We start from the raw sequence: 19,344 nt of genomic DNA, 5'->3' as shown, positions 1-19,344 counted from the left end.
TGTGAAGGCAGCAGAGTCGTAGCGGCCCGCCGGACACCTGACCCCCGGCGGGCCTCGGTCGTTGGGCCCCGCGACACCTCTCGGCCAAAGTCCAGGTCAAGTTTGGCCACCCGCGTTCGACCGCCGGTTACCCCCGAGCAACAATGGTCGATATGCGTCCCCATACCTCTTCTACCCGTACCCCCGCAGGGGGACGGTCGGTGAAGAATCCCCGACCAGAGGATGAGCAGGCGGCCACGGGACGTCTGGCAGACTTCTCGTCCATGGGGGAACCGACCGAGATCCACGCACCGGGCGCCGAGCGCGCCACGGCGCGCACCGGCGGTTCCGTCCCTGGCTGCGCCCACGTGGGCGGGCAGCCGGACGGAGCCACCCGCGCAGCCCAGTCACCGAGCGCGGCCCTGCGCGGCCGGGTGCGGGAACAGCGCAGACGGCCCGCCCGGCCCCGGCTCTGGTTCGAACTCGCCCTGATCGGGATCAGCTACTGGCTGTACTCCCTGGTCCGCAACGCCGTCCCCGAGCAGGCCTCGATCGCCCAGCACCACGCGACCTGGATATGGGACCTCGAACGCGCCCTCGGCGTCGCCGTCGAGCGCTCGGTGAACCACGCGGTCGACTCGGTCGGCTGGCTGATCGTGGGGATGAACTACTACTACGCCACGCTGCACTTCATCGTCACCATCGGCGTGCTGGTCTGGCTGTACCGCTCGCACCCGGGCCGCTACGCGGCGGCCCGCACGGTGCTCTTCGTGACCACGGGGATCGCCCTGGTCGGCTTCTACTTCTTCCCGCTGGCCCCGCCCAGGCTGATGACCGGCGGCGGCTTCATCGACACCGTGACCGCCCACCACACCTGGGGCTCGATGGCCTCCGGCGCCGGGGCGCACGTCTCCAACCAGTACGCGGCGATGCCCTCGATGCACATCGGGTGGTCGCTCTGGTGCGGTCTGACCATCTTCTTCCTGGCCCGCCCGCTGTGGGTGCGGCTGCTCGGCCTGCTGTACCCGGCGGCCACCCTGGTCGTGATCATCTCCACCGCCAACCACTTCTGGATGGACGCCGTCGGCGGCGCGCTGTGCCTGGCCGTCGGCTTCACCGCCGCCCGGCTGATCTACCACGTGTGGGCCTACCGGCTGCCCAGGGTCACCGGCGCCGCCGAGGACGACGAGGTCACCGTCCCCGAGCAGTGGGTGAGCGACCGGGTCGGCGCCGCCCGCCGCTGAGCCCCGGCCGCCCGGCCGCAGCACCGAGCCCCACCGGACCCGCTCCGGTGGGGCTCCGCCGTACCGGGGCACCGCGCACCGGCCCGGGCCGGCCGCAGCCGCGGCTACGGCCCGTAGAACAGCCGCTCCACCACCGCGCGGGCCCGCCGGGTGGTGCGCCGGTAGTCGTCGACCAGCTCCCCGCTGTGCCCGGCCCCGTAGCCCAGGTACCGGGCCACGCCGGACAGCTCGCGCGGGTCGCCGGGGAAGGAGTCCCCGGCCCGGCCCCGGACCAGCATCACCGCGCTGCGCACCCGGGAGGCGAGCACCCAGGCGGCGTCCAGCACCCCGGCGTCCTCGGCGTCGACCAGTCCCGCCCCGGCCGCGGCCGCCAGCGCGGCCCTGGTCCGGGTGGTGCGCAGCTCCGGCAGGGCGTGGCCGTGCTGCAGCTGCAGCAGCTGGACCGTCCACTCGACGTCGGCCAGCCCGCCGCGCCCGATCTTGGTGTGGGTGGTGGGGTCGGCCCCGCGCGGCAGCCGCTCGGACTCGATCCGGGCCTTGATCCGGCGGATCTCCAGCAGGTCCCGCTCGGGCACCCCGCCGCCCGGGTGGCGCAGCGGGTCGATCAGCGCCCGGAACCGCTCCCCGAGCTCCGGATCGCCCGCCACCGGCTCGGCCCGCAGCAGGGCCTGGCTCTCCCAGACGTGCGACCAGCGCCGGTAGTACGCCTCGTACGAGGCCAGGGTGCGCACCAGCGGGCCCTGCCGGCCCTCCGGGCGCAGGTCGGCGTCGACCAGCAGCGGGGGTTCGGTGGCGGGGGCGGCGAGCAGGGTGCGCAGTTCGTTGCAGACGGCGTGGGCGGCCCGGGCCGCGTCCTCGTCGAGCATGCCGAGCAGCGGTTCGTGGACCAGCAGGACGTCGGCGTCGGAGCCGTAGCCGAGCTCGTGGCCGCCGAACCGGCCCATCGCGATCACCGCGAGCCGGGTCGGCAGTTCGCCGTTGGTCGCCTCCCACCCCGCGATGCAGGCCTTCAGCGCGCCCTGCAGGGTGGCGGCGTTGAGCGCGGTGAGTGCCTCGCCTGCGGTGTCCAGGGCGCGCGCCGGGTCCGGGTCGAGGCGGCCGAGCAGGTCGGCGGCGCTGGTGCGGAACAGCTCCCGGCGGCGCACCGCGCGGGCGGCGGCCACCCCGGCGGCGGCGGTGGGGGCGCGGCCGACGGCCGCCAGGATCTCCTGCTCCAGGGCGGGCCGGCCGCGCGGCACCAGGCCCTGCGGGTCGCCGAGCATGGCGACCGCCTCGGGGGCGCGCAGCAGCAGGTCGGGGGCGAGCCGGCCGGCCGACAGGACCCGGGCCAGCCGCTCGGCGGCGGCGCCCTCGTCGCGCAGCAGCCGCAGGTACCAGGGGGTGCGGCCGAGGGCGTCGGAGACCTGCCGGAAGTTGAGCAGGCCGGCGTCGGGGTCGGCGGAGTCGGCGAACCAGCCGAGCAGGACCGGCAGCAGGGTGCGCTGGATGGCCGCCTTGCGGCTGACGCCGGAGGCCAGCGCGGTGAGGTGGCGCAGGGCGGCGGCGGGGTCGGCGTAGCCGAGCGCCTCCAGCCTGGCCTTGGCGGCGGCCGGGGTCAGTCCGGCGGGTCCGAGCGCCGCGTGGTCCAGGGCGGCGGCGCCGGCCGGGAGTTCGGCCACCGCGTCCAGCAGCGGCCGGTAGAACAGCCGCTCGTGCAGCCGCCTGACCTCGACGGCGTGCCGCTTCCACTCGCGGTCCAGCGCGGCGACCGGGTCGGCCCGGGTGTCGTCGTTGATCAGCGGGGAGAGCGACCGGGCGAGCCGGCGCAGGTCGTCCGGGTCGGTGGGGACCAGGTGGGTGCGGCGCAGCCGGTGGAGCTGGATGCGGTGCTCCAGGGCGCGCAGGAAGCGGTAGGCCGCGTCGAGCGAGGCGGCGTCGGCCCGGCCGACGTAGCCGCCGTCGCTGAGGGCGGCCAGCGCCCGGAGGGTGTTGCCGCTGCGCAGTGTGGGGTCGGTGCGGCCGTGCACCAGCTGGAGCAGCTGGACGGCGAACTCGACGTCGCGCAGGCCGCCGGGCCCGAGCTTGAGCTGCCGCCCGACCTCGGTGGCGGGGATCGCGTCGATCACCCGGCGGCGCATCTGCTGGACGTCGGTGACGAAGTTCTCCCGGGCGGCGGCCTGCCACACCAGCGGGGCGATGGCCTCGGCGTAGGCGGCGCCGAGGTCGGCGTCGCCGGCCACCGGGCGGGCCTTGAGCAGGGCCTGGAACTCCCAGGTCTTGGCCCAGCGCTGGTAGTAGGCGAGGTGGCTGGCGAGGGTGCGCACCAGCGGGCCGTTGCGACCCTCGGGGCGCAGGTTGGCGTCGACGGGCCAGATGGTGCCCTCGCCGGTGGTGTCGGAGCACAGCCGCATGGTGCGGGCGGCGAGCCGGGTGGCGGCCCGGGTGGCGCGCTGCTCCTCGACGCCGTCGGCGGGCTCGGCCACGAAGATCACGTCGACGTCGGAGACGTAGTTGAGCTCGCGGCCGCCGCACTTGCCCATGCCGATCACGGCGAGCCGGCAGTCCGCGGCGGCCTCCTGGTCCTCGTCGGCGGCGAGGTCGAGGGCGGTCTGCAGGGTGGCGCCGGCCAGGTCGGCGAGTTCGGCGGAGGTCTGCGGCAGGTCGGTGGTGCCGCTCAGGTCGCGGGCGGCGATGGTGAGCAGGCAGCGCCGGTATGCGGCGCGCAGGGCGTCCGGGCGGGCGGGCGGCGCGGCGGCGCGGACCCGCTCGGAGAGTTCGCGCCGGAACTCGGCCTGGCCGGGGTGCATGTCGCGCTGTTCGAAGGTGACCAGGGCGTGCCAGTCGCGGGGGTGGCGGGCGAGGTGGTCGGCGAGCGCGGCGGAGGCGCCGAGGGTGCCGAGCAGCCGGTCGCGCAGCGGTTTGGAGCCGGTCAGGGTGTCGCGCAGGGCGGCCCGTTCGGGCTCGTCCAGGGCCTCCAGCAGGTGGGCGAGGCCGCGCAGGGCGAGGTCGGGGTCGGCGGTGGAGCCGAGGGCGTCGATCAGGACCGGGTCGGCGGCCAGTCCGTGCAGCGCCGGTTCGGCGAGCAGCCGCAGGGCGTGTTCGGGGTCGGTGAACCCGCGTCGGACCAGACGGATCTCCGGCCGGCTGGTCCGGCTCCCGGACCGATCCTCCAGTGCCATGGCCCCTCCGGTACGGCGGCAGACCCGCGCGAGATGCGCGGGTCTATGAGCCTACGAGTGATGAGCCTACGATCCCGTGCCTCCCGCGCGCTCCCCCGGCCCGACCGGCCCGGCCGCCGGCAGCGCGCCGGCGACCGGCCGGCCCGCCTGCGCGGCGCCCACCAGCAGCCGGTGGAACAGCGGCGCCAGCAGCACCACGGCCGCGGCCCCGGCACCCGCCAGCAGCAGGTCCTCGCGGCGCAGCACCGACCCGGCGGCCGCCGCGACGGCGCCCCCGAGCAGTCCGGCGGCGGTGAGGCACCGTCTGCGGTCCCCGGGCATCCGGGTGATCACCGTCCGGCGGTCCTGCCGGCCGGTCCAGGACGTCAGGTGCCGGCCGAGCACCCATTCCCGGAACATCACCCAGAGCGATAGCAGGGTGCCCATCGTGCCGACCACGAGATAGGCCGGATAACAGGTGACCGCCTTGCGGAACCCGATCTGCACGGTGGCCGTCCCGAGGGTCAGCGCGAGCATCATCAGGAACCACCAGCCGAGCCACCGGACGGTGTCGAAATGGGTGAATCCGGTGATCAGATGATAAAGCAGCGAGAGATATCCGACCGCCATCAGCGCACTGTCCACCAGCATCGCGCCGAACACCTTGGTAAATCCCCAGCTGCGGAAGAACAGGCCGCGGTGCTTGTACAGCGCCTGCGCCCAGCCGGCCGCCCAGCGGTGCGTCTGGCGCCAGTACACGCCCCAGCTGCCCGGGTCCCGGACGCACACGTACGCACCCGGCACGAAGCCGGCCGCGTGGCCCGAGCGGTTCATCCTGAGCGCCAGTTCGACGTCCTCGCAGAGGCTGTCGGTGGACCAGCCGCCGACCTCCCGGACCGCCTCGGTGCGGTACACCCCGGCGCAGCCCGACAGCACCGCCACCCAGCCGTGCCAGGACTCCACGGTCCGCGACATCCGGTGCGCGGCCGCCCACTCGATCGTCCGCGACCGCTGGAACAGGCCCTTGACGCTGTGCGGGGTGACGGACATGCAGACGCCGCCGTGGCCGTTCTCGCGCATCTGCGCGAGGCAGGTCGCCAGTACGTCGTCGGAGGCGAAGTAGCCGTCGGCGTCCAGCAGCGCCACGTACTCGGTGGTCACCTCGGCCAGCGCGATGTTCAGCGACTCGGGCTTGCTCTGCCGGGACACCTCCCGGACGGTGGCGCCGAGCCGCCGGGCGATCCCGGCGGTGTCGTCGGTGCAGGAGTCCGCGATCACCAGGACGGTCTCGGGACCGGCCGTCTGACCCAAGGCGGACCTCACCGCGTCAGCGATGAAGTCCGCCTCGTTGTGTGCCGGGATCAGCACCGTGAGCGATTCGGTCACCGGCGCGCGAACCACTTCACGGCCGCACCGATCGCGGAGCTGGCACCGCCTACCGCCAGCAGGGCCAGAGAGGCGACGCCGGTGTGAGCGAGAGCATACATAGGTCAATCCTTTTCAGGCCGTTCCGAATGGGCACCTTCAGGGATTTCACGCCCTGCGGTCGAACGGAATTCACCCCATGTTCGAGGATTACGCCCGGTGCAGGTCGGAATAACATGTACCACGGGCGAACTGGCGATCAGCCAATAACCACACCGTGGACGGAGCACCCGCGCGCCGGTCCCGCCAGATTCATCCGGACAGCTCTGCCTCAGCGCAGAACCGCCCACCTCCGAGGATCGTGAGCGCCATGGCTACCCGACTTCTCCTGGCGGCCGCGATCACCGTCTCCGCCTCCCTCGCCACCGCCCCCGCCCAGGCCGCCACCACCTCCGCGGCCCTCACCGCCGCCCGGCAGCTCGCGACCCGCTCGGTCCTGGCCGAGGACTTCCGGACCCTGGACCTCGGCCCGGGCCACGCCTGGGGCTGGCAGACCGGCGCGTACGCCCAGTGCACCGAGAACCCCAACAGCTGGAAGTACGACCGGCTCACCACCGACTCCCTCAGCACCGCCTCCGGCCACCTGGTCATCACCGCCACCCCGCAGCCCGACGGCCGCTGGAACACCGGCCTGGTGACCACCGGCGACTCCTGCGACTCCGGCGGCAGCGGGGCCATGGTCCGCACCGGCGACCTGGTGATGGTGCACGTCCGGCTGCCCGCCGCCGACACCGGCGCCTGGCCGTGCCTGTGGACCTGGCGCGACGGCGGCAACGAGCTCGACGTCTTCGAGTGGTACGCGGACCGGCCCGACCAGATCGAGTTCGTCAACCACGTACGCTCCGGCAGCACCGTCTACCGCGACGCCAACGTCGGTGCGGGCCGCTGGATATACGTGGGGGCGCGGTTCGGCGCCGACAACACCACCTGGTACATCGGGGCCCAACCCGACCGGCTCACCGAGGCGTTCTCCGACGGAACCGGCGTGGGCGAGGACTTCGCGGCCTATCTGATCCTCAACCTGTCGATCAGCGACGGCTCCTTCCACTCCCCGCCGGTCGGCCGCGACCCGGTCAGGCTGGAGGCCGACCTGCTCACCATCGAACATCCCTCCCCCTGAGGCCCCCCGAGGTACCCCTGGGGCTCCCTGAGGTCCCTCGGGTCAGCGCAGTTCGGCCGGCGGCGTGCGCACCGCGTCCACCGGGTCGACCCGCACCAGACTGCCCCAGACCGCCATCCGGTAGTCGGAGGTGTACACCGGCGTACAGGTCGTCAGCGTGATGTAGCGGCCCGGCGCGTGGTACGGGGAGCCCACCGGCACCGGCGCGATCACGCCCGTGTCGTACTCGGAGGTCTGCGGCAGCACGCCGTCCACCCGGTAGACGTACCAGCTGTCACGGGTCTCCACCACCACCGCGTCACCCGGTTCCACCGCGTCCAGGTCGTGGAACTTCGCGCCGTGGCCGTCCCGGTGCGCGGCCAGTGCGACGTTGCCCTGCGCGTCCCACGGCATCGCCGCGGGGTAGGGCTCGGTGTAGACCCCCGCCACCCCCTCGGCGAGGGTGTCCTCGTCGGTGCCCAGTCTGATCAGCACCTGGTAGTCCCGGCCCATCGCGGGGACGTGCAGGAAGCCGATCCCGGCGCCGCGTACGGGCGGGACCGCCCGGCCCGCGGGTGCGGCGGCCGACCAGGTCCGCCGCAGCAGGTCGCCGGCCCGCTCGGCCCGGCGGTCCGCCACCACGTCCGTCCACCACAGCGAGTAGCAGGCGAACAGGGCCAGCAGCACCCCGAGCGCGATCAGCAGGTCACCACCGGCACCGGCCGCCACCCGCACCCGTCCGCGCCACCGCCGCTCCCGCGCCACCTGAGCCATGCCGACCGGCCTCCCGCCGCGCCCGATCCACCCTGAGCCCCCACCCCACCCCGCGCACGGACGGTTCACAAGCCGACACGCGCTGCAACGCCCCTGCAGCGCGGGCCGCCCGCAGCGCGGGCGCGGCGTCCGGGCCGCAACCGGACACCTGTACGTTGATCATCCGCCGAAGATCGTCGACCGGCCCGCCGGCCGGAAATCGGGTCGCCACCACCGTGGGATCCGGACAGACTTCGGCGTCGAGACCCCCGGCCCGAGCGGCCGAGCGGTCGGCCGCCCACCGTCCCCATCCGCCCGAAGGGTTCGCATGACCACTCCCGCCCCGCCCGACAGCCCGCAGCCCGCCGGGGAACCGGCCGCCGCCGACCCGTGGGCGCCGCCGGGCCCGTGGCAGGACGAGGGCGCGGCATCGGGCCACGACCCGGCCGCCCTCCCGGGCCCGGGCCCGGGTGTGCCGTACTGGCCGCCGTACCCGATGCCGGCGGCGGAGCCGCGCAACGGCCTCGGCGTCGCGGCCATGGTGCTCGGGATCACCGGGACCGTCCTCAGCCTGCTCCTGGTCGTGTTCTGGCTGTCCTGGCTGCCGGCACTGCTCGCCGTGGTCTTCGGCGCCATCGGGCTGGGGCTGGTGCGCAAGGGCCGGGCGACCAACCGGGGCATGGCGCTCGCGGGCGTCGTCCTGGGCGCCGCCGGGCTGCTGATCTCGGTCGGCACCGGGGTGTTCATCGCGGCGCGCGTGCACTCGGTCAACGAGGAACTGCGGGCGGAGGCCGCCGCCGCGAGCGCCCGCGCCGACGAGCAGGCGGCGCAGGAGCGGGAACGGCTCGAGGCCGCCCGGAAGAAGCTGGCGGCCGAGCAGGAGAAGAAGGCCGCGGACGAGCGGGCCCGGCGCCTGCCGTTCGGGCAGTCCTACACCTACGAGGACGGGCTGAAGGTCACCACCGCCGCGCCGGAACCGTTCGTCCCGAACGAGACCGTGTTCAAGGTCCCCGCGAACGCCAGGATCGTCCAGGTGCGGATCACCGTCGTCAACACCGGCCCGGCGGCACTCTCGCTCTACGGGTCGGGATCGCCCTTCGTCCGCGACTCCAGGGGCAGCCTCGCCTTCGCCTTCTTCGACGGCAGCGGCCGGGCGAAGTTCCTCGCCGACTCCCTCGCCCCCGGCCAGGAGACCACCAGCCTGGAGGCGTACACCCTGCCCGACGACGCGGCCGACCCGTTCACCGTCCAGTTCACCTACGGCTCGGGGATGCAGCGCAAGGACGTCATCTGGTCCGGCCCGGCCGGCTGACGCGCACCCGGACCGGGTCGCGAGCGTTCAGGAGGCCCGCAAGGCTCCCGACACAGCCCCGCAGCAGGTCCCGACGGTCGTCATCGCGGCGGTCCGGATCCACGGCTCGACCCCCAGCCATGCCGAGACCAGCCACACGGCGCCGCACATCGCCGCAGCCGCCGCCAGAGCCTTCCAGATCCGCATGGCCGCCAACCTAACAGCCCGGCGGGCCGACGCCCCGGGCGCGGCCCGCCGCCACCCCCTGCGGAGACGGCCCGCAGACGGCCCAGGAGCATCAGGAAGCCCCCGCGGGTGACGGAACGTCTCGTCTCCCACGGGGGCTCATCACTGCCCGGCCCGGGCCCGGACCCGGCCCGGCCTGCGGTTACAGCACCTGGAGGTTCTTGCGCAGCTCGAACGGGGTGACCTCGGAGCGGTACTCCTCCCACTCCTGGCGCTTGTTGCGCAGGAAGAAGTCGAAGACGTGCTCACCGAGCGTCTCGGCGACCAGTTCGCTGCGCTGCATCAGGTCGATCGCCTCGCCCAGGTTCTGCGGCATCGGCTGGATGCCGAGCGCCCGGCGTTCGGCGTCGCTGAGTGCCCAGACGTCGTCGTCGGCGCCCGGGGGGAGTTCGAGGCCGTCCTCGATGCCCTTGAGGCCGGAGGCCAGCACCACCGCGTAGGCGAGGTACGGGTTGCAGCCGGTGTCCAGCGAGCGGACCTCGACCCGGGTGGAGCCCTGCTTGCCGGGCTTGTACATCGGGACCCGGATCAGCGCCGAGCGGTTGTTGTGCCCCCAGCAGACGTACGAGGGCGCCTCGCCGCCGGCGCCCGCGGTGCGCTGCGAGCCGCCCCAGATCCGCTTGTAGGAGTTGACCCACTGGTTGGTGACCGCGGCCGTCTCGGCGGCGTACTTGAGCAGGCCGGCGATGAAGGAGCGGCCGACCTTGGAGAGCTGGTACTCGGCGCCCGACTCGTGGAAGGCGTTGCGGTCGCCCTCGAACAGCGAGAGGTGGGTGTGCATGCCCGAGCCGGGGAAGTTGGAGAACGGCTTGGGCATGAAACTGGCGTGCACGCCCTGCTCCAGCGCGACCTCCTTCATGACCAGGCGGAAGGTCATGATGTTGTCGGCGGTGGAGAGCGCGTCCGCGTACCGCAGGTCGATCTCCTGCTGGCCGGGGGCGCCCTCGTGGTGGGAGAACTCCACCGAGATGCCCATCGACTCCAGCATGGTGATGGCCTGGCGGCGGAAGTCGTGCCCGACCCCGCGCGGGGTGTGGTCGAAGTAGCCGGACTGGTCGGCCGGGATGGGCGGGGTGCCGTCACCCGGGAGGTTCTTCAGCAGGAAGAACTCGATCTCCGGGTGGGTGTAGAAGGTGAAGCCCTGCGCCGAGGCCTTCTCCAGGGTGCGCTTGAGCACGAACCGCGGGTCGGCGTAGGAGGGCGACCCGTCCGGCATCATGATGTCGCAGAACATCCGCGCGGTGCCCGGGGTCTCGGAGCGCCACGGCAGTATCTGGAAGGTGGTCGGGTCCGGCTTGGCGATCATGTCGGACTCGTAGACCCGGGCGAAGCCCTCGATCGCCGAGCCGTCGAAGCCGATGCCTTCCTCGAAGGCCTGCTCCAGCTCGGCCGGAGCGACCGCGACCGACTTCAGGAACCCGAGCACGTCGGTGAACCACAGCCGGACAAAACGGATGTCACGCTCTTCGAGCGTACGAAGCACGAACTCCTGCTGCTTGCCCATGGGGACAGTCTCACCTCTGCTCTTTACGCCCGTGTTACGTCCGGAACCGGCCACCGTGGCGACTGGTCCCATCATGGCGGATCCCCGCTCGGAACGTACCCCCCGGCCAGGACATAGCGTCAGGTTGACGATTACACTCCGGGGCATGCCGAATCTCCGTCTCGCCCTGTGCCAGATCGACCCCTGGGTCGGTGACCTCGTCCACAACGGCGAGGAGGTGGTGCGCCTGGCCCGGCAGGCGGCCGCGGCCGGCGCCCGGCTCGCCGCGTTCCCCGAGATGGCCCTGACGGGTTACCCGGTCGAGGACCTGGCGCTGCGCGACTCGTTCGTGGAGGCCTCCCGGTCGGCCCTGGTCGCGCTGGCCTCGCGGCTCGCCGCCGAGGGACTCGGCGAGCTGCCGGTCCTGGTCGGGTACCTGGGCCGCTCGGAGCACCCCTCCCCCGCCCTCGGCCGCCCGGCCGGGGCACCGCAGAACTGCGCCGCGGTCCTCCACCGCGGCCGGGTGGCCACCCGGTTCGCCAAGCACCACCTGCCCAACTACGGCGTCTTCGACGAGCACCGCTACTTCGTCCCCGGCGACCAGCTCCCGGTGCTGCGCCTGCACGGCGTCGACGTCGCCCTGGCGATCTGCGAGGACATCTGGCAGGACGGCGGCCGGGTGACCGCCGCCCGCGAGGCCGGCGCCGGGCTGCTGCTGGTCGTCAACGGTTCGCCGTACGAGCGCGACAAGGACGACGTCCGGCTGGAGCTGGTCCGGCGCCGCGCCGCCGAGGCGGGCTGCCCACTGGCCTACGTCAACATGGTCGGCGCCCAGGACGAGCTGGTCTTCGACGGCGACTCGCTGGTGGTCGCCCCCGGCGGCGAGGTGCTCGCGCGGGCCCCGCAGTTCGAGGAGCGGCTGCTGGTGGTCGACCTCGACCTGCCGGCCGCCACCGACGCACACCCCGACGGGCAGCGCCTGAGCGACGGGCTGCGCCTGGTCCGCACCGACCTCGGCGGCGAGCCGCTGCCCGCGCCCGCCGTCCCCGCGGCCGCCGGGACCGCGCCGCGGCTCGAGGACGAGGCCGAGATCTACGCCGCGCTGGTCACCGGCACCCGGGCGTACGTCCGCAAGAACGGCTTCGCCTCGGTGCTGATCGGCCTCTCCGGCGGCATCGACTCGGCGCTGGTCGCGGCGATCGCCGTGGACGCGGTCGGCGCCGGGAACGTGCACGGCGTCTCGATGCCCAGCCGGTACTCCTCCCAGCACTCCCGGGACGACGCCGCCGACCTGGCGGCGCGCACCGGCCTCGCCTTCCGGACGGTGCCGATCGCCCCCATGTTCGACGCCTACATGGCGTCGCTCGGCCTGACCGGCCTGGCCGAGGAGAACCTGCAGTCCCGGCTGCGCGGCACCCTGCTGATGGCGGTCTCCAACCAGGAGGGGCACCTCGTGCTCGCGCCGGGCAACAAGAGCGAGCTGGCGGTCGGCTACTCCACGCTGTACGGCGACTCGGTGGGCGCGTACGGGCCGATCAAGGACGTCTACAAGTCGCTGGTGTTCCGGCTGGCCCGCTGGCGCAACGAGGAGGCCGTACGCCGCGGCGAGGTGCCGCCGATCCCGGAGAACACCATCGTCAAGCCGCCGTCGGCCGAGCTGCGCCCGGACCAGCAGGACAGCGACTCGCTGCCCGACTACGACCTGCTGGACACCGTCCTGGACCTGTACGTGGAGGGCGACCGGGGCCGGGACGCGATCGTGGCGGCCGGGTTCGAGGCGGCGGTGGTCGACCGGATCGTCCGGCTGGTCGACACCGCGGAGTACAAGCGCCGCCAGTACCCGCCGGGCCCGAAGATCTCCGCCAAGGGCTTCGGCCGCGACCGCCGGCTCCCGGTCACCAACCGCTGGCGCCGCGGCTGACCCGTCCGGCGCGCGACGCTCACCGAACCGTCACGAGCCCCGTCCCCGAAGCCCACCACGGCCGGGGTCGGGGCCCGCCGGTTGGTACTACCATCGCTTCATCAGTGACGAGATGTCACGGGAGCGATGACGGGGGGTCATCATTCATGGCCATCGAACTACCCGGTGAACTGGTCTTCGTGATGGACCTGCTCGGCCTGAACTGGCCGCAGGTCAACGAGGACGGCGTCCGCGAGTTCGCCGACCACGTCCGGCGGTTCGCCGTCAACATCGACGGCACCCACCAGGCGGCCACCGCCACCATCCGGGCCATGGCCGACGCCTACCAGGCCAGTTCGTACGAGCAGCTGGCCGAGCGCTGGGCCCGGATGTCCGAGGACCACATGGACGACCTCGTCCAGGTCTGCAACGCCTCCGCCACGGCGCTGGACATCGCCGCCGACGTGATCGTGGCGGCCAAGCTCGCGGTCATCACCCAACTCGGCATCATGGCCGCCGAACTGGCGGCCGCGGCCGCCACCGCCGTGGTGACCCTCGGCGCCTCCGCCGCGGCCGAGGCCGCGCTCGCCGAGGTCCAGCGCCGGATCGTCAAGGAGATCATCCAGGAGGCCGAGGACCAGGTGGTCGGCATGTTGGTGGAGCGGGCGGTCGCCCCGCTGGAGGAGGCCGTCACCCGGGCGCTGACCGGGCTGGTCTTCAAGGGCGTGCAGTCGGCGCTCGGCGCCGCGGGCGGCGCGGTCGGCGAGGGCTTCCGGGTCGACCCCGACCGGATGCTCGCGCACGCCGCCGAACTCCAGCGCCACTCCGACCAGGTGGCCGGCCATGCGAGCGCCTTCGCCACGGCGACCTCGGGGGTGTCGTTCAGTTGACGCACCCCATCGCCAAGGCCCTGGAGGACGCCGCCCAGCGGGTCGGCCGGACCATCAGTCAGGACGCCGCCAAGGCGGTCTCCGAGATGTACGAGCAGGCCGGCCACGGCGCGAAGCAGGTCGTGAAGAACCTGAAGGACGCGGACGACGCCCACGCCAAGCAGATCATCGCGCTGGCCGAGAAGATCGCCAAGAACGACGGGATGACCGGTAGGGGCGCCCGCAAGCGGATGGTCCGCCAGCACGACGCCCGCACCCGGATCGCCGGGCACCTCGGGGTCCGCGGCGACTACGACGCCGAGATGGTGATCGACTCCTCGAAGTACCCGGAGTCGGCGCAGCACATCCGCGAGGCGCAGAACGGCACCATCTGGCGCGGCGGACGCTCCCGGACGGGTCCGGCCAAGCCCTCGGTCCTGACGATCGACCGGCCGAACGCGGACGCCAACCGGGCCGAATCGCTGCGCGGCATCCCCACCGCGCCCCCGAAGGACCGGGACGAGTACCCCCCGGCGATGTTCCAGGAGGGCGGCAAGGGCGCCAGCGTGAAGTACATCTCCGACTCCGACAACCGCGGCTCGGGGTCGGCGATGGGCAGTGCCCTGCACGGCCTGCCCCACAATGCCAGGGTGCGAATACGGGTACGGTGACGGCGAGGGGTGATGTACGTGGACGCGGCTGAGCAGCTGATCTCGCAGGCACGGCGCGGGAGGTTCGGGGAACTGCTGCCGCAGTTGCTCGCCCTCGCGACCGACCCCGCGGGCGAACCGGATCCGGCCTGGGAGGCCGGGGCGGCCGCCATCCAGATCCTGTTCTGGCACGACCGGTTCGCCGAGGCGGCCGACCTGGCCGAGACGCTGATCACCCGCCAGGCGCCGCTCGGCGGTGAGCTGTGCGACCAGGACGTGCCGTTCGACGACTCGTTCCTGGCCGCCGAACTGCACGCCGGGGTGCCCGCCGGGCCGCGGATGCGGGCCGCCGCCGCGCTGGTGCCGCCGGACCGGGTGCTGGGCGAGTCGCTGCTGTGGCGGGCCGACGAGCTGGCGCTGCGCCCGGCGGGGCAGCTGCTGCCTAGCGCGCACGACTGGGGCGGCCCGGTCAGGTCCGCCGACGGGGTCATCGGCGGGCAGCTCCTGGAGCGCGAGTTCGGGTCGCTGGGCGAGCGGGACAAGCCGGTCGCCTGGACGGCGCTGAAGACGACCAACGACTTCCCGCGGGCCCGTGCGCTGGTCGAGGACGCGGGCGAGCTGCCCGAGGAGTACGACGCCCTGCTGTGGCTGGCGGGCTGGTACGCCGTCGAGGGGGCGGTGGAGGCCGGTGAGAGAATGCTGCTGGCCGCGCACGGGCGCTGGTGGCCGTACATGCGGTGGGACGCCATCCCCGACTCGATGGTCCTGCAGCCCGCCCTGCGCCCGGTCGTCACCGACCGGGTGCGTGAGCACTATCTGACCCGGCCGATCGGCCCCGAAGCGAGGAGTGACCGGAAATGACCCAGAGTGCGCTGGAGCAGCTGCTCGGCCGCGCCCGGGGGCCGATGGGGCCGTCCACCGAGCTGGACTTCGGGGTGGAGGGCGGGCCGCTGGCCGAGCTGGGCGCCCTGGTCTCGCGGCTGAACGGCTTCTTCGCGTTCAACGCCGGTGTGCAGGTCTTCCGCGTCGGCGAGGAGGGGCTCGGCCCCGACCTGCTGAGCTGGAACGAGGAGAACACCTGGAAGGACACCTACGACGGCCTGGCCGACGGGCTGTTCTGCTTCGGCCAGGACATCTTCGGCAACCAGTTCGCGGTGATGGACGGCGCCGAGGTGGTGGTGTTCGACCCGGAGACCGCCGAGGTGGAGGTGCTGGGCACCGGCCTGGAGTCCTGGGCGCAGTGGCTGCTGGCGGACCCGGAGGTCAACGCGGCGTCGAACTTCGCGTACGCCTTCCAGCAGCAGAATGGTCCGCTGGAGCCCGGCCAGCGGCTGGTCCCGCTGCAGTTCTTCGTGGCCGGCGGCGGCTACGAGTTCGACAACTTCGCGGTCCGGGACGCGGTGACCGCGATGCGGATCCGCGGGCCGGTCGCGCAGCAGGTCCACAACCTGCCGGACGGCGCGACGATCAACCTCAGCGCGAGCTGATCCGCGGTCCTCGGCCCCCGGTCCGGCCCGTCCACGGCCGGCCGGGGGTTCGGCCGCCTTTCGGCCATTCACCCCAGCTGCGCCGCGGACGACTTGAATTCACCCTGGTGAATGCCCGGGCCCCCTGCCAGTCTTGGGGTCCCGACCCGCAGAGCCATCCCCAGGTCGTCGGCCCGGCGGGGGCCCGCCGATGACGGTCCGCTGCCCGGCCGGTCCCGCCCCGGACCCGCCGGGCAGCGTGCCGTGCGGGGGCGCCGCGGGCGTCAGTAGCGGTAGTCGGCGGCGACCGCGCGGTGGTCACTGCCGTCGGCGGCCAGCACCCGGGAGTCGGTGGGCTTCAGGCCGCCCTTGCTGAGGATCTGGTCGATCCGGGCCATCGGGAAGGCAGCCGGCCAGGAGAAGCCGAAGCCGTCGCCGGCCGCGCCGTGGGCGGAGCGCATCTGGGCGCTGATCGGGGCGAGGCTGCGGTCGTTCATGGTGCCGTTGAGGTCGCCCATCAGCAGCACCTTCTTGATCGGCTCGGCCTCGATGGCGTCGCCGAGGGCCTGGGCGCTGACGTCCCGCTGTCCGGCGGTGAAGCCGCCGTCGAAGTTCACCCGGACGGAGGGCAGGTGGGCCACGTACACGGCCAGCGGGCCCTTGGGGGTGGTCACCTCGGCCCGGAAGGCCCGGGTCCAGCCGATCTTGATGTCCACCACCGAGACGCCCTGGATCGGGTAGCTGGACCACAGCCCGACGGTGCCCTCGACCACGTGGAACGGGTACTTGGCGGCCAGGCCCTTGCCGTAGGTCTGGGCGGCGCCGGAGGCCAGTTCCTCCAGGGCGACGATCTGCGCACCGGAGTCGTTCAGCAGCCGCAGGGTGCCGGCCGGGTCGGAGTTGGCGGCGGCCACGTTGTGGGTCAGGACGGTGAAGTCGCCCTTGCCGGTGCTCTTGTCGGTGAGCAGCCCGCCGAACAGGTTGGCCCAGACCACGGCCGGGAGCAGGACGGCGGCCAGCGCCACCGCGGAGCGCCGCCACAGGGCCAGCGCCAGCAGGACGGGCAGGGCGAGGCCGAGCCAGGGCAGGAAGGTCTCCAGCAGGCTGCCAAGGTTGCCGACGGTGTTGGGGATGTCGGCGTGGAAGCCGAGGACCAGGGCGAGCAGGACGGCCAGGGTGGCGACGATCCAGCCGCGGCGCGGCTCCAGCCACGGGTCGAGGCGGCGGCGCAGGGCCCGCAGCCGTCCGCCGGGTTCGGACTCCGGCGGCCCGCTCCCCGCGGCCGCCGCCGGACTGTCCGCCTGCACCATCGCCACTCCTCCACACGAGCCCGTTCCGCCCGGCTGATGCCGTTTTAGTCTGATTCTCGGCTCAGCCTATGACGGGACAGACGTCGCTCCCCTCCGACAAGGTTCCGGCACGCACCGGATCAGTGGGATTCGCCACGCGGCGGGTGGGCGCCGACGCCGTTCAGCACCGCGTCGATCATCTTGTGGGCCAGTCCGGGGTCGTCCAGCGGGGCGTCGTCCCACAGGATGGTCCGCAGCAGGATCGGGCCGATCAGCACCTCGCAGACCAGTTCCTGGTCGAGGTCGGCGCGCAGCACCCCTTCGTCGACGCCGCGGCGGACGATGGTGCGCACCAGTTCGCGGCGCGGTTTCACCACCCGCTCCTGGTAGATGGCGCGCAGCTCGGGCCAGTCGTTCATCTGGCCGAGGGCGGACTTGAGGACCCAGCGGGAGCGCTTGGCCAGGCCGCGCTTGCGCATGTAGTCGACCATGCCGACCAGGTCGTCGTGGACCGAGCCGCCGGTGAGCTGCGGCGGGGGCGCCTCCAGCCGGGCGACCACGTCGACCAGCAGGGCCTCCATGTTCGGCCAGCGGCGGTAGATGGTGGCCTTGCCGACCCCGGCCGCGGCGGCGACCCGCTCGATGGAGAGCTCGGCGAGGCCGACGCCGTCCTCCATGAGCTGCTCGACGGCGGCGAAGATGGCCTGCTCCGCCGCTTCGCTGCGGGGCCGGCCCCGCCGGGGAGCGCAGGGCTCCTTGGCGGGGCCGGCCTCGGGGGCGCGGCGGGCGGCCGGGGTGTCGGTCTGCATGCCGCTATTGTCCATGGCCCGAGGTCAGACCTGTGCGGGACGCTGCCCGGCGGTCGCCCGGCCGTCCTCGGCAGCGGCCGGCCGGCCCGGTCCGGCGGGGGCGCCGGGGGTGCCGGGGGTGCCGGGGGTGATGCGGCCCGGCAGCAGCAGGAGGGCGATCAGGGCGCCGACGGCGGTGATGCCGCCGGACAGGCCGGCCACCACGTGCATGGCGTGCACGAAGGAGTCCTGGGCGGGCGTGATCAGGCCGGGGTTGTGGGTGCCGTTGGCGATGGCCACGGTGGCCTCCAGCGACTCGCCGGCCTTGTCGCGCAGGGCGGGCGGCAGGGCGGCGAGCCGGTCGGCCATGCCGTCCCGGTAGACGGTGGAGAGCACCGCGCCCAGGATGGCGACCCCGAGCGAACCGCCGACCTGGCGGAAGGTGTTGTTCAGGGCGGAGCCGGCGCCGGCCTTCTCGCGGGGCAGCGAGCCCATGATCGCGACGGTGACCGGGGGCATCACGTGGGCCATGCCGGCACCCATCACGAAGCCGATCACGATCAGCACCCAGATCGGGGTGGAGACACCCAGCGTGAGGTATCCGAAGAACCCGGCCGCGACCAGCGCCATCCCGGCGGCGCAGGTGGCGCGGACGCCGAAGCGGTCGACCACCAGGCGGGCCCGCGGGGCGAACACCATCTGGGCGCCGGCCAGCGGCAGCATCAGCAGGCCGGCCTGCAGCGCGCTGTAGCCGCGCACGCTCTGGGTGTAGAAGACGCCGAAGAAGGAGACGCCCATCAGCGCGAAGAAGATCACGCCGATCACCACGACCGAGGCCGAGAACACCTTGTTGCGGAACCAGGTGATGTCCAGCGCCGGGTGCGTGGTGCGCTTCTCGAAGACCACGAAGGCGGCCAGCGCCAGCAGGCCGATCAGGATCGGCACCCAGGCGGCGGCGTCGGTGAAGTCGGCCAGTTCGCCGCCCTTGATGATGCCGTAGATCAGCGCGACCAGGCCGATGATCGACAGCAGTACGCCGACCGGGTCGAGCCGGCCCGGGGCGGGGTCCTTGGAGTTGGGCACCAGCAGCGCCATCACGACCAGGGCGAGGGCCACGATCGGCACGTTGACCAGGAAGACCGAGCCCCACCAGAAGTGCTCGATGAGCAGGCCGCCGGTGATCGGGCCGATGGCGATGGCGAGGCCGACCGCGCCGGCCCAGATGCCGATCGCCTTGGGCTGCTCGTGCCGCTCGAAGACGTTCATGATGATGGCCAGCGTGGCCGGCATCACGAAGGCGCCGCCGAGGCCCATCACGGCGCGGAAGGTGATCAGCTGGCCGGGCGAGTCGGCGAAGGCGGAGAGCAGCGAGCCGAGGCCGAAGACGAACATGCCGCCGAGCAGGGTCCACTTGCGGCCGAGCCGGTCGCCGAGCAGGCCTGCGGTGAACAGCAGGCCGGCGAAGACCAGCGTGTAGGAGTTGATCGACCATTCCAGGTCGCTCTGGCTGGCGCCCAGGCCGGTGGGGGCCGGGGTGGCGATGGTCTTCATCGCGACGTTGAGGATCGAGTTGTCGAGCACCACGACCAGCAGGGCGAGCACCAGGGTGCTCAGGATGGCCCAGCGGCGGCGGTGGATGGCTTCGGACACGCGCGGCGTGGCGGCAGCGGTGGTCATGGGTCTGTCTTCCCTGTCCGTACGAGGATGTCCGGACTTACGAGTCGG

Annotated in this window: 15 protein-coding genes; 8 read left to right on the top strand and 7 right to left on the bottom strand. The window is 73.1% G+C overall.

Features of this window, described 5'->3' with window-relative positions:
* Window positions 1-263: 263 nt before the first annotated feature.
* Entirely contained in the window at window positions 264-1,223 is a 960-nt protein-coding gene (locus AB0D08_RS00865) for a phosphatase PAP2 family protein (protein ID WP_359885855.1), read from the top strand.
* A gap of 104 nt (window positions 1,224-1,327) precedes the next feature.
* On the opposite strand, the gene AB0D08_RS00860 is transcribed toward AB0D08_RS00865, so the two are convergent.
* Both AB0D08_RS00860 and AB0D08_RS00855 read right to left on the bottom strand, forming a co-directional pair.
* Window positions 1,328-4,381, bottom strand: coding sequence for a bifunctional [glutamine synthetase] adenylyltransferase/[glutamine synthetase]-adenylyl-L-tyrosine phosphorylase (locus tag AB0D08_RS00860; protein ID WP_359885854.1), 3,054 nt, complete (start codon window positions 4,379-4,381; stop codon window positions 1,328-1,330).
* A gap of 66 nt (window positions 4,382-4,447) precedes the next feature.
* The gene (locus AB0D08_RS00855; protein ID WP_359885853.1) at window positions 4,448-5,746 is read right to left on the bottom strand and encodes a glycosyltransferase family 2 protein; all 1,299 of its coding nucleotides are present in this window, start codon (window positions 5,744-5,746) and stop codon (window positions 4,448-4,450) included.
* A gap of 349 nt (window positions 5,747-6,095) precedes the next feature.
* Between AB0D08_RS00855 and AB0D08_RS00850 the strand changes: the two genes are divergently transcribed.
* The gene (locus tag AB0D08_RS00850) at window positions 6,096-6,905 is read left to right on the top strand and encodes a hypothetical protein (protein WP_051812314.1); all 810 of its coding nucleotides are present in this window, start codon (window positions 6,096-6,098) and stop codon (window positions 6,903-6,905) included.
* A 42-nt stretch (window positions 6,906-6,947) separates the two neighbouring features.
* On the opposite strand, the gene AB0D08_RS00845 is transcribed toward AB0D08_RS00850, so the two are convergent.
* Window positions 6,948-7,658 carry a class E sortase gene (locus AB0D08_RS00845; RefSeq protein WP_359885852.1) on the bottom strand — a complete coding sequence of 237 codons (711 nt, stop codon included), beginning with the start codon at window positions 7,656-7,658 and terminating at the stop codon, window positions 6,948-6,950.
* Between the two features lie 307 nt (window positions 7,659-7,965).
* Here AB0D08_RS00845 and AB0D08_RS00840 point away from each other — a divergent pair, with 307 nt between their 5' ends.
* Complete coding sequence (locus AB0D08_RS00840) at window positions 7,966-8,949, top strand: DUF4190 domain-containing protein (RefSeq protein WP_359885851.1); 984 nt, start codon at window positions 7,966-7,968, stop codon at window positions 8,947-8,949.
* Window positions 8,950-9,316: 367 nt separating this feature from the next.
* On the opposite strand, the gene AB0D08_RS00835 is transcribed toward AB0D08_RS00840, so the two are convergent.
* Window positions 9,317-10,678, bottom strand: a complete 1,362-nt coding sequence (locus AB0D08_RS00835) for a glutamine synthetase family protein (RefSeq protein WP_033820272.1) — start codon at window positions 10,676-10,678, stop codon at window positions 9,317-9,319.
* Window positions 10,679-10,823: 145 nt separating this feature from the next.
* On the opposite strand from AB0D08_RS00835, the gene AB0D08_RS00830 reads away from it, so the two are divergent.
* The 5 genes from AB0D08_RS00830 (at window position 10,824) to AB0D08_RS00810 (ending at window position 15,563) form a co-directional block, all read left to right on the top strand.
* Window positions 10,824-12,578 carry an NAD+ synthase gene (locus AB0D08_RS00830; protein ID WP_359885850.1) on the top strand — a complete coding sequence of 585 codons (1,755 nt, stop codon included), beginning with the start codon at window positions 10,824-10,826 and terminating at the stop codon, window positions 12,576-12,578.
* A 146-nt stretch (window positions 12,579-12,724) separates the two neighbouring features.
* The gene (locus AB0D08_RS00825; RefSeq protein WP_359885849.1) at window positions 12,725-13,447 is read left to right on the top strand and encodes a hypothetical protein; all 723 of its coding nucleotides are present in this window, start codon (window positions 12,725-12,727) and stop codon (window positions 13,445-13,447) included.
* Window positions 13,444-14,097: a NucA/NucB deoxyribonuclease domain-containing protein gene (locus AB0D08_RS00820; protein ID WP_033820269.1), complete on the top strand. Its 654-nt coding sequence runs from the start codon at window positions 13,444-13,446 to the stop codon at window positions 14,095-14,097. The genes AB0D08_RS00825 and AB0D08_RS00820 overlap by 4 nt, the downstream gene beginning before the upstream one ends.
* Before the next feature lie 18 nt (window positions 14,098-14,115).
* A complete protein-coding gene (locus AB0D08_RS00815; protein ID WP_033820278.1) occupies window positions 14,116-14,937 on the top strand; it encodes a hypothetical protein in 822 nt (273 codons plus the stop codon).
* Window positions 14,934-15,563 (top strand): DUF2625 family protein, encoded by a 630-nt coding sequence (locus AB0D08_RS00810; protein ID WP_033820268.1) that lies wholly within the window; start codon window positions 14,934-14,936, stop codon window positions 15,561-15,563. The genes AB0D08_RS00815 and AB0D08_RS00810 overlap by 4 nt, the downstream gene beginning before the upstream one ends.
* Before the next feature lie 263 nt (window positions 15,564-15,826).
* Here AB0D08_RS00810 and AB0D08_RS00805 read toward each other — a convergent pair whose 3' ends face one another.
* From AB0D08_RS00805 to AB0D08_RS00795, 3 genes are all read right to left on the bottom strand, one after another.
* Window positions 15,827-16,852 (bottom strand): endonuclease/exonuclease/phosphatase family protein, encoded by a 1,026-nt coding sequence (locus AB0D08_RS00805; protein ID WP_359885848.1) that lies wholly within the window; start codon window positions 16,850-16,852, stop codon window positions 15,827-15,829.
* Between the two features lie 119 nt (window positions 16,853-16,971).
* Window positions 16,972-17,640 carry a TetR-like C-terminal domain-containing protein gene (locus tag AB0D08_RS00800; protein WP_359885847.1) on the bottom strand — a complete coding sequence of 223 codons (669 nt, stop codon included), beginning with the start codon at window positions 17,638-17,640 and terminating at the stop codon, window positions 16,972-16,974.
* A 24-nt stretch (window positions 17,641-17,664) separates the two neighbouring features.
* A complete protein-coding gene (locus tag AB0D08_RS00795; protein WP_359885846.1) occupies window positions 17,665-19,296 on the bottom strand; it encodes an MFS transporter in 1,632 nt (543 codons plus the stop codon).
* Window positions 19,297-19,344 lie beyond the last annotated feature (48 nt).

It is taken from the genome of Kitasatospora sp. NPDC048540 (assembly GCF_040651175.1).
In the GTDB taxonomy this organism is placed as follows: domain Bacteria; phylum Actinomycetota; class Actinomycetes; order Streptomycetales; family Streptomycetaceae; genus Kitasatospora.
The sequence above is the reverse complement of the archived record's forward strand: the minus strand, read 5'-3'. Positions and strand labels throughout refer to the sequence as shown.